The organism is Paenibacillus sp. BIC5C1 (genome assembly GCF_032399705.1).
In the GTDB taxonomy this organism is placed as follows: domain Bacteria; phylum Bacillota; class Bacilli; order Paenibacillales; family Paenibacillaceae; genus Paenibacillus; species Paenibacillus taichungensis_A.
Genome location: NZ_CP135922.1, coordinates 4,120,644 through 4,132,228, shown reverse-complemented (window position 1 = coordinate 4,132,228; position 11,585 = coordinate 4,120,644). Strand labels below are relative to the sequence as shown.

The following is an 11,585-nucleotide window of genomic DNA, read 5'->3' as shown; positions in this document are numbered from 1 at the left end:
CGGTCAGGAGGATTGATGACGGAAGTCTTGCGGTGTCAGTCCAAAATGCTCTTTGAACAATTTGATGAAGTACTGCGGCTTATGGTAGCCGATTGCCGTCGCAACGTCGCTAACCTTGAGTTCTGGCTGCTCGATAAGGATTTCCCGCGCGCGCTGCATGCGCATTTTGTACAAATATTCGCTAATATTCTCGCTTGCCTTGCTTTTGAACAGAGCAGACAAATACGCGGGATGCAGGCCGACGTGATCCGCTGCCGTCTGCAGCGTGGCGTCCGCGAGATGCGCGGTGATGAACTGTTGGACCTTAAGGATGAGCGCTACTTGCTCATTGTTCCATTCGCTTTTGGTCATCTCCCGCAATCGCTCGAGCGTGAGTACTATCCAATCCTGAAGCTGGTACATATGGCGGAAACGGTTGGCTTCAGTGGCCTTGTCCAGCTCTGGAGGGATGATCTCAAGCAGGCTGAGTCCGTTTTTGTGGGCAAAAAAGCTGAAGGCACCCATCGCGTGATAATAGAGCTCAAGTAGCGTTTCCCGTGAATCCATTCGTTTGTTTGTCACCTCAAGGAAAATGGCGTCCCACTTGGCAGAGATCGCCTCCCACTGGTAAATTTCGAACAACTGGATCATCGTGGGCGACTCGTAAAGGCTATGGACGCGGTAGGGCTTTTCAGGCACTAAGGCGTCTTGCATGCGGATTAAGAGGTCCGTCTCACCGCCAAGATGGCGGGTGAGTATAGCCAGTGAGTCCTGGTAAGTCTCACGCAGGCCGTGAACCATGACCTGCCAGTGGCTAACGACGATTGAAATGCTGCTTTTGAGAAAGTGTCTGACGTGCTGCTGAAGCCTGGCCGCCAAATGTTCGAGGGACCGCTGTCGATTAAGCTCCGGTTCTTTCTCTCGCGCTAGCCATGACTCTTCCCGTACCTTGAGAACGAAGACTTCATGGTCGTATGCATCACGCCCGTGCCAGACATGGAACAATTCCGAGAAGGTTTCCTCAGCGATATTTGCGACGGCAGAGGAGAGCAGGGACTTGTCCTTCCAGTTCAACTCCTCTGCAGAAGATTCAATACGGAGGAGGCAAATTGCAGTTTCGTCGCTCGGACAGAATGGCAACCGATAATAAGCCATTTTTTCTTCGAGCAGTTTGGGAGGAAGCTTCCTACCTTGAAGCAGATCAATAAGCAGCTTTTCTCGAAACAATGGCATATGTTCGCTGAGCATGCTCATTGCCTTCTCCTGTTTGCCCCGTTCGTCCCATTCCAGGCGGAGTGCTTCCGTGAGTTGGTGCAGCATGTCGGCTAGCTCCTTCTGGTCGACCGGTTTGAGCAGGTAACCATCCACCTGCTGTTTGATTGCCTCCTGCGCATAGTCCCATTCGCCATAGCCGGACAACAGGATACTTTTGAAGTGCTTGTCGTATTTTTTTATATGCTCGATCAGCTCCAGGCCGGAGATTCCGGGCATTCGAATATCGGTGATGATAATATCGACGGGATAGCTCTTGCAATGTTCAAGTGCCTCTTCACCAGAGAAAGCCTTGTGAACCTTGCCAATGCCGAGCGCTTCCCACGGCATGGTGCGTTCGAGACTGTCCACGAGATGAGCATGATCATCAACGATTAGTAGCTCATACATGCTTAAATCCCCCAGTCAGTTTTCGCTTGTTACGGATGGTGTATCTTCAACCTTTTTATTATCTGAGCAGAACTGTTCCTTTGTCAATTGAAGGTCGAAGACGTCAAAATCGTTGCTTTGAATTCGCCCATCTAGCGAAGCAGCCCTCTGGCGCCTGCGCCAATCAGGGCGAGCTTTATTTTTTCATGGAGATATACCTTCTATTGGATTTTACGATACCAAGGCAGACGTGAGAGGGGCGCATCAACTTGAAGTTCGGCTGGCCCGTTGATGATATTCCCATCCTCATCCTGCCATTGACCTTCAGGAAAAACCACGTTTCTGGATGTCAGTCCCTTGACGACGACTGGCGCAACGAGCAGATTCTGTCCGAGGAGAAACTGGTCATTTACGAGCTCGTAGCCGCACTCGGGATATTCGAACTCCAGGCTGCGCAGTATCGGTAGGCCATCTGCAGAGGCCTGGCGAGCAAGCGCGAGCAGTTCGTGGCCAAGCTCGGATCTTAGCCGTACGGCGTCAAGGCACCAGGTTAGCTCTTCACCTTTCAGCACGCGCCAGGGTGCCATGGAAAACTGCATCACAGGGAACAGCGCGGCGCACTGGGTGTACCGTAGGAACAACTCACTGTCAAAGTGAAATTCCGGGGAGTTGATATCGCCGTCCATACCGCCGCCGATCATGTCGGGGCAGTTAAATGCGTAGCCAAGCAGTCCCTGAGCAATCGCGTTGGGTATGAGTCCGCTGAGCCCAGTGGCGTCCCACGTATGAGTCTTGTCCCGCTGGCGCTGGATGAGTCCCTGGCCACCGAGCTTCCAGCACATCCGCAGCTCAACGAGCGAATAGCCAACTCCGAGATTGGCGTAAGCTTCGCAATCTTCAAGCAGCCGCAGGGGACGAGTCCATGCAACGGGCTGGGTCGTGTCCGCTCCGCCCGGCAAGAACGGCTCGCCGGCGTCAAGCTTAAAACCATCGACACCGTAATCAGTGATTAGACGATCCATCTGCCGCTTGAACCAGGCCGCACCTTCCTCCTTCGTATAATCCACAACTGCACTGTAACCATTCCACCAATGTCGGATAATTGGCGCGTTGTCCACGCCTGTTAGAAGCAGATCATCCGCCCGCAATTCCTTAAACATGGTGCAGTCCGCACTTACGTATGGGCACATCCAGAGCATCACCTTGAACCCCATGCCGTGAAGCGTATCGATCATCTCCCGGGGATTCGGAAACCTGTGCTTGTCAAAGTCCCACATGCCATAATCCATCATCCAATTGTCGTCGATAATGAGGACGCCGGGCGGCAGTCCATTCGCTAGAATCGATTCTGCATAACGGATAATTCTGTCCTGCGCAGGGTTATAGAACATCTCGACCCAGGTACAGTACTGCGGGGCTGTGAAGACGAGGGCGTCGGGCATTTGCTTGGAAGGAGGGAAGTGTGTGCCGGCAGCATGACGGTATGCTTCCTGCAGTGAACGATGTTCCTCTTCCACGACGACTTCACCAGCGTTATCAAAGACGGAAAGGCCATTCTCGTCCACATGGAAGGCAAACGGCTCCTCGCTCCAAATATATCTGCCCTTATTGGAGAGCAGCAAAGGCGAGGCCTGATTGTCATCCGTCACACGTAAATCCCTCGTATATGTTGTTTTGCCAAACGGCATGGAGCTGCCATCGTTGATCACACCGCCCCACCAGTACTCACCGGGCAGCCGGGTGATTGAGATATTATTCATGGGAGAAGTCTCCTTTGGAATTGCGGACAAAATCTTGCGGATGATTTGCCCCAATCGTTTGAATTTAGGTACGGGTTTTATTATGCAGAGATCATCCGCAGTTGGGAAGGGGATCTTAAAAATGTGGTTTGAATCTTAAAATCTGGGCATTTAAACCGGATTTTTCCTGATTTATGATGAGAACGTCATGAGCTCACGACGATCGACTGGCGGAAAAAACGCGCATTTTTTCCGTCTCCGGCTTTTGGAGCATGATTGCTGGACGTAAGAGTACAATCTTCTTTTTCAAGAAAAAGTCGAGGGGAGTTTGACGATGAATATAAGAAAAAAAATGGCGGCAGGGATCGCCAGCTTACTGCTTGTCACGTTGATGGCGGGCTGTAATAGTTCTAATGACGGGGGCGGGGCTACCGACAGTGGTGCCCAGAAGAGCGTTACGATCTCTTACACGATCTGGGATAAAAACCAGCAGCCTGCGATGGAGGCGATTGCAGATGCGTTTACTGAGCAGCACCCGAATATCAAGGTGAAAGTTGATGCTATTCCTTGGGGCGAATATTGGACGAAGATGTCCGCCGCAGCGCCAGCGGGAATGCTGCCCGATGTATTTTGGATGCATGGTGGTCAGTTTATGAAGTACGCAGAGGGCCAGTTCCTCGAGCCAATCACGGACAAAGTCCAGGCCAATGAAATCGATCTGAACAACTACGCGTCCAACCTTGTCTCCATCTACACGAAGGACGGGCAAAACTATGGTATTCCAAAGGACTTCGATACCATTGGTCTGGCCTACAACAAGGAGCTGTTTGATCAGGCGAACATTCCTTATCCAGACAATACATGGGATTATGCCAAGCTTTCTGAAGTCGCCAAACAGCTAAGTCAGCCAGACAAGGGCATATACGGTTTTGGCGCAAAGTTGGACACCCAAGCAGGCTACTGGAACGACATGTTAGCGAACGGTGGTTTTATTTTAAATGACGACATGACCAAATCTGGCTACGACGAAATGGCTTCGATTGAGGCACTAAAAGCCCGCTACCAGATGATTCTTGACAAGGCTTCACCGACGCACCAGCAGATGACAGACACGGATTCGGTCGAAATGTTCAAGTCCGGCAAGCTCGCGATGATTTTCGATGGATCTTGGGACAACGGCAATCTGGCGAGTAGTGAAATCATCAAAGGAAAATACGATTGGGCACCCCTGCCGAAGGGGAAGGTCAAGCGCGGCAATATCATTAATGGCATCGGTAACGTCATGTCTACTAAGGGGAAGCACAAGGATGAAGCATGGCAGTTCCTGAAGTTTCTCGGCTCCAAGGAGGCCGCTGAGATCACGGCAGAGATGGGTGCAGCGATTCCGGCGTTCAATAATACGCAAGACGCATGGGTGCAGAACAATCCCGATTTGAACCTGCAGATATTCATTGATCAAGCGGCGGACGCTACTCCGTACCCGAGTGGTTCAAAATCGTACCCAGTCTGGTTCTCGAAAGAGGCAGAAATTATGTCGCAGGCATGGGGCGGCGCGATTCCAATCGAAGAAGGCGCCAAGAAAGTCGCGGAAATGATGAATCAGGCGATTGAGGACGCAAAGTAAGCGTCCTACGCCAGGCAAAATTGTCGATGGTATTCCGGTAAACGGAATACCTATGGCACAAATGAGGTGAAGGCAATGCATTCAAAAAGCAGATATATATGGGCTTATATGATGATCGCTCCGACGTTGATCGGAACGCTCGTTTTCTGGAGCTGGCCAGCTGTGTATTCCATCTATCTGAGCTTCCTGAAGTCCGAAAACTTCGGCCTTGTCAACCACTGGGTCGGTTGGGCAAACTACGAGAGATTATTTATGGACGAGGAGTTCTGGCAAAATTTACGTAATACGATACTTTATGTCGTGCTGTTTGTACCTACGACGATTATATTGTCAACGTTCTTCGCCGTACTGCTTAACGCAAAGATTAAGGGACAGTCTGTCTATCGGGTCATTTATTTTCTACCGCAGGTCACGATGGCGGCCGCGGCTGCTATGGTGTGGGTCATTATTTTCGCACAGGATTACGGACTACTGAACTCCGTACTCGGCACCCACATCGCGTGGATATCTGACAAGCGGTTCGCCATGTATGCTCTTGTCATGGTCGGTGTTTGGGGAGCGATTGGTTTTAACATGTTGCTGATCCTAGCTGGGCTTCAAGGAATTCCGCGCACTCTGTATGAGGCGGCTGAGATTGATGGCGCTGTTGGTTTTCGCAAGTTTCGTTCCATCACGCTCCCGCTATTAACACCAACGCTATTTTTTACGTCGATCGTGCTTGTGATCGGTGCCACACAAATTTTTGACAGTATCTATCTGATTATTGGTAAAACGAACGTTGCGCTACCGGCCGTGCGTTCTCTCGTATACGCTTATTACCAAAATTCATTTATCTATTACGATCAGAACTATGGAGCAGCTATCGTCAACATTTTGCTGGTGATCAACCTAGTTTTGACGGGTATTCAGTTCATGCTGCAAAAAAAATGGGTGATTTACGATTGAGGAGGTACGAAAGTGAGCAGAGTTGTCTCTTCGAAGCATAGAAGCAATTTTATTATACATTTGGTTCTGATCGCTGGCGCAGCCATCATGGTGCTTCCATTTCTCTGGATGATTCTTACGTCTCTCAAGACGACAACGGAGGCGACCCAGATTCCGATTACGATATTACCTGCCGAGCCGAGTTTCCGAGGCTATGTATACGCCCTAAGGCAATCGGCCTTCTTGCATTATTATGCGAATACGCTGATGGCTGCGTTCATGAAGACGTTATTCCCTGTCGTCTTCAGCGCGATGGCGGCCTTTGCATTTGCGCGTATTCGCTTTCCAGGTAGAGGGCTGTGTTTTTTTCTGATCATTTCGGTCATGATGATTCCCAACCCAGTGTTCTATACACCGCAATATTTGATGATGAGCAAACTTGGATTGGTGAATACGACGACCGCACTTTGGATCACTTCGCTCGTCAGCCCATTTGCGACTTTTTTGCTGCGCCAGTTTTTCCTCGGCATCTCCAAAGAATTGGAGGAGGCGGCAGTGCTCGACGGATGCAATCCGTTCCAAATCTTTCGCTATATCATGCTGCCCCTTGTCAAGTCAGCACTGGTTGCAGTCGTCATCATCCAACTGCTCTGGTCATGGAACGAATTACAGTGGCCGCTTATCATCAACAGTTCACCGGAAAAATTAACGCTGTCAGCAGGTCTTGCCACACTTGTCTCCATGTTTGGTACGGATTATCCCGTATTGATGGCTGGTGCGTTCATGGCCGTTATTCCGATGCTCATACTGTTTTTCATTTTCCAACGGCGGTTTATTGAGGGTGTCGCCTTTAGTGCCAGTAAGGGATGATCTTTTTGAATTACAACGATTGTAATCTGTGAAAAGGACTGAGCGTACTACCACCACGTTTATTAAGCTTTCTGTATCAAGTAGAGACGGGGTGGGTTCTCATTCATGCGTAGAGTTCAGGGCTGGAGAGGGGGTGAGTAAGGCTGGCGAGTATGTTTGTTGCCATATTTAATAGTTAATCTCATGCGAACAGGAGTGAACGATGCAATGTCCAATGCAAGACTTGCAAGGTTAGGATTGATGATGGTCGTCCTTTGTCTACTTGGCTCAATAATGTTTATAAACTTCAAGCCCAACCATGCATATGCATCAGGAGAATGGCAGGCCCAAACCTATGACCCGAACAAAGCCGGGCTGGAGCTAAACCCACTGAAGGGCTTTTTACCTTTCTCCAAGCTTCCATCGGAAAGTGTTGATCCGAACAGTAGTTTTCCGCACAGCATGGAATGGTTCTACGTTTCTCTTCGTGACCTGATGACGGACTGGAACACGTACAACTGGGCACCGCTGGATGCCTATCTTAATGATATCGCTAGTCGGGGCAACCAGGCGGCTTTTCGTGTCTACGTTGACTACCCGGGGCGTACAAGCGGTATTCCGCAGTTTCTAATTAACGGCGGGCTTAAGACCCGGGATTATGATCAGAACGGCAATCACGATACATCTACCCACAGTCTGGCCCCAGACTGGAACGACGCAAATTTAAATCAGGCGTTGCGACAGTTCGTCAGCGCACTTGGGGCCCGCTACGATGGTGATCCTCGAATTGGCTTTCTGACAACAGGATTATACGGATTTTGGGGAGAGTGGCATACATGGCCCTATAATACCGATCCAACGAATTGGGAGATGAACCAGACTAACCGTGACGGGTTGCTTTCGGCATTCAAGGGTGCATTCCAGAAGACCCAGGTACTTGCCAGGTACCCTTATTCGGCGAGTACAGCAGATTTGAAAAACGCTTTCGGCTACCATGATGATTCTTTTTCGTACGAAACCTTGTTCGCAAATGATTGGGGTTTTTGGAATTTGATTACGCAAAACGGCCTGCAGGACATCTGGAAGACTCATCCGATTGGTGGCGAATTATATCCACCCCTCCAGCAGGATACGAGTTTTTGGCAGCACTGGCCCAACCAAAACGGTGAAGACTTCCAGACCTCAGTCGAAACGACACATGCCTCTTGGCTAATGTATGATCGTGTGTACAAAAATTCTTTACCTAACGAGACGGCTAAGCTTAATGCGCTACAAGCTCATAAAATGCTTGGTTATACGCTGTACAATTCATCCGTGCAGCTGAGTGATTCATCGGCGTCCTCACTGCAAGTCAACGTCAAACTCCAGAACAAAGGCGTTGCTCCGTTTTACTACAATTGGGAGGTCGAGTTTGGCGTACTGAATTCCTCCGACACATGGGTTAAGTCGCTTGGCACGAAATCATGGAATCTGAAAAGCATCTTGCCTGGAGACGCGGACTATTCTTTCTCATATAGTGCGAATCACAACCTTCCCGCCGGTGATTACAGGCTGGTCATGCGAATTGTCAATCCACTCACCAGCGGCAAAACAATTCGCTTTGCGAACACACGTCAGGACGCAAACCGAGACGGCTGGCTAACACTGTCCGGTTTCCATGTTTCTGCGAGTGCTACAACTTCTACTTTACTGGCTGACCCGCCCGTGACGCCAGTAACACCTCCGAATTCAGGTGTTAGCGCCTATGAGGCAGAGGCAGCGGGAAACACGTTAGCAGGTTCAGCGGTCATTGCGAACTGTACGACTTGCTCAGGTGGGGCAAAGGTGGGTTATTTAGGCAACGGTAGCGGCACGCTGAAGTTCAATAGTGTAACAGTGCCGTCAGCAGGTAACTACAAATTAACGATTCAGTACTTGAATGGTGAAGCAAGCCGCTCCGCCATATTAAGTGTGAATGGAGCGGCTGGTACATCGCTCAACTTCCCAAGTTCCGGCAGTTGGACAACAGTGGCTTCTCAGGAGACGACAGTACATCTGCAGGCGGGGTCCAATACGCTTCTATTCTCACAGCCGACGGGTTATGCCCCAGATATCGACCGCATCTTAGTGAGTGTGAATCCTACCGATTCGGGAGTATAAAAGGTCAGCAATCCCCTTCCAGTCAGACAGTTAAGAGAATGACTCTTACTGTTGAGTGAAGTGCACCCCTTAGAATAGACATTGGAAAAACCTCTGGGTTTAGCCGATGAAATTCTAGGGGGGTGCATTTTTGTATGGCCAAAAAAGAGGGAATTCGTCTACATATTGTTGAGTGGTGGACTTACCGTTTGTATGGACGTCTTCAGATGTAAGCGTGTACAATATGTAATAAATATCATTCCGTTTAAAAAATTGGGGGCTGGATATGAGGAAAACGTTATTTAATCGATTGCTGTTTTCTTATATGCCGATTTTTATTGTCGTGGTCACGTTTACGTTTTTTGTTTTTTTTCAGATACTAAGCGAACAAAGCCGTAAGGAGGCGCTTAACGCCAATAAAATGCTATCATTACAGGCGATGCGTCTGATCGATACTTCCCTGAAGGCGATAGACAATATGATCATGTCGGAAACAATAAATAATAAGCAGTTGATTGATTTCTTCAATAATGAAGAGAAGAATAACATTTTCATCAACATAAGCGCAGTTAAAAAAATGCAGGATATGATATCCTATTACCCCATGATTGATTCGATCTATTTTGTGCGTTATGAAGACAATTTCGTGCTCAGTAATGCGACAAGTGATCAACTTAGCAACTACAGGGATGAGCCATTTATTAAAAAGTCTATGGATCCGCTCGCATCCAAGCAATGGTCGGGCGTAAGAAGCTTCGAGCAGTTTTCTACAAAAGGGAGTAAGTCTGTCGTTAGTTTGGTACGGGGAGCGCCATTTATTACAGGCGAGAAAGGCATGATCGTCGTCAATGTGGCAACTGATTCGTTGCAGAACAGTATTGCTGACCTATACGATTCAAAAACAAGCTTTATCGGAATTCGGGACGCCGCGGGAAACGATTTGTTTAGTGATCTGCATTCTAAAGAACAATCAAAGATCTTCTCCAATTATGTATCGAGCTATACCGGATGGTCCTACCAAAGCGGACTTATAAATGGAAAGTTGTTCCATGTAATCTCTTCATTATATAATGTCTGGTTTATCATCGGTATCGTGACGATCGGGGGTGGTTTTGTATGGTTGCTCTATGTTACCAGACGCAATTCAAGACCGCTGGAACAGATTGTGGCGCGAATCCGCGGTTACCGTCTCCCTTTGTCCAAGGAGTTGGGAGATGAATTTTCCTTCATCGAATCGGCCTTGTCCAATATTATTGAGCAATCAAATCAGTATCAGCAAAAGCACGATGAAGATCTGCATTTGCGAAAAAGGTACTTGTTCCACCAACTCATTGAAGGTGACATGGGTTTAACCCATGAGGAATGGATAGGAGAAACAAACAGTCTTCAGCTTCCATACTCGTTTAATAAACAAGTCGTACTTGTGATCGAAATGGATAAATACAGTGATTTTTGCTGCCGATACTCCCGCAGAGACCAAAACCTTCTTAAATTCGCGCTACGTAGTGTTATTCAGGAGCTTGCTCCAAAATATGGGCTCGCGCTTTGGTCCGAGTGGACTTCGGCATTTCAGCTAAGTGTCATGGTATTTGTGGACAGTGGGGAGGAAGCAGGTACTTCCATAACATACAAACTTTTCGAGAGCGTTCGTGTGTGGGTGCAGGAAAATCTGAAATTTACGGTAACGGTAGGTATCGGTGAGCAGGTTACAGAGCTTTCAAGCGTCGCAAATTCTTATAAAGAGGCACTCAGGGCGCTTAAATATAAGATAGTGCTTGGAGAAAATAGGCTCATTACTAGCGAACACATCACAAATCACGGTCAGGTTGAGGTGTTCTCACAATTAAACGTAATTCGATCCATCATCCAGTCGTTCAGACTTCTTGAGGACGAATGGAAGACGAAGTACGATAAGCTCATGAATGAAATGAAGTTAGGGTTGTTAACGAAAGATGAAATTACAAATCTGATGAATTATTTCATTTACTATTTGGGATTGGAAATCTCCGGTATGACAAAAGAGGTCCAAGAAATATGGATGCGAGATGGATTACCGAGGCTCAGTAAAATCATAGATGAGTGCCATTCACTTGAGCAAATGCGGGAAGAATCTTTGACCGTGTTGAACAGCTTTTTCACAGATTTGAAGGAAGCGCAAAACAGGCGTCTGCATGCAGCTACCATACGAGATATGCGAAAAATGATCGAAGAGCAGTATGCCAATCCGAACATGTCGCTTGAATATCTCAGTTCAATCTTTAACATTAATGGAAAATATGTAAGCAAGCTATTCAGGGAAGAGACCGGACAGAAATTCGTCGACTTCTTGATTGACATCCGCTTGCAGGCCGCAAAGCGCTTGCTCACGGAAACGCAAGGTTCCATGCAGGAGGTAGCTGAGAAGGTAGGTTATACAAGCGCGATCTCATTCAGCCGTGTGTTTAAGAAAGTGGTAGGCTACTCCCCAAGCGAATTCCGCGAAGAAGCAGCGCGCAGACAGATCGGTTGAATTTGGTTAATTGGTTGAAAATGGTTTGCTACGCCTGCTTGCCTAGCAATTTCATAATGTATTTCATGCAGCAGCTCCGGCTAATCACCGGAGCTGCTGCGTATTTTCAGGCCATGCGAAGACGGTTAAGTTAACGATTATTGTTTCTTGCTGGACCTCGTTATCCTACTTTACTATGTAGAATGTAAGCGCAAACAATTAG

7 protein-coding genes are annotated in these 11,585 nt (G+C 48.2%); 5 read left to right on the top strand and 2 right to left on the bottom strand.

All coding sequences use genetic code 11. The annotated features are described in order from the left end of the window. Positions 1-3 precede the first annotated feature (3 nt). The gene (locus RS891_RS18290) at positions 4-1,641 is read right to left on the bottom strand and encodes a response regulator (protein ID WP_315792791.1); all 1,638 of its coding nucleotides are present in this window, start codon (positions 1,639-1,641) and stop codon (positions 4-6) included. A 200-nt stretch (positions 1,642-1,841) separates the two neighbouring features. After that, positions 1,842-3,380: a glycoside hydrolase family 31 protein gene (locus tag RS891_RS18285; protein WP_315792790.1), complete on the bottom strand. Its 1,539-nt coding sequence runs from the start codon at positions 3,378-3,380 to the stop codon at positions 1,842-1,844. A gap of 313 nt (positions 3,381-3,693) precedes the next feature. Between RS891_RS18285 and RS891_RS18280 the strand changes: the two genes are divergently transcribed. From RS891_RS18280 to RS891_RS18260, 5 genes are all read left to right on the top strand, one after another. Next, entirely contained in the window at positions 3,694-4,983 is a 1,290-nt protein-coding gene (locus tag RS891_RS18280; protein ID WP_315792789.1) for an ABC transporter substrate-binding protein, read from the top strand. Positions 4,984-5,058: 75 nt separating this feature from the next. Continuing rightward, complete coding sequence (locus RS891_RS18275; protein WP_113054398.1) at positions 5,059-5,928, top strand: carbohydrate ABC transporter permease; 870 nt, start codon at positions 5,059-5,061, stop codon at positions 5,926-5,928. Between the two features lie 12 nt (positions 5,929-5,940). Next, a complete protein-coding gene (locus RS891_RS18270) occupies positions 5,941-6,777 on the top strand; it encodes a carbohydrate ABC transporter permease (RefSeq protein ID WP_315792788.1) in 837 nt (278 codons plus the stop codon). Between the two features lie 207 nt (positions 6,778-6,984). Beyond that, positions 6,985-8,895: a DUF4832 domain-containing protein gene (locus RS891_RS18265; protein WP_315792787.1), complete on the top strand. Its 1,911-nt coding sequence runs from the start codon at positions 6,985-6,987 to the stop codon at positions 8,893-8,895. Positions 8,896-9,160: 265 nt separating this feature from the next. Beyond that, entirely contained in the window at positions 9,161-11,383 is a 2,223-nt protein-coding gene (locus tag RS891_RS18260) for a helix-turn-helix domain-containing protein (RefSeq protein ID WP_113054396.1), read from the top strand. Positions 11,384-11,585 lie beyond the last annotated feature (202 nt).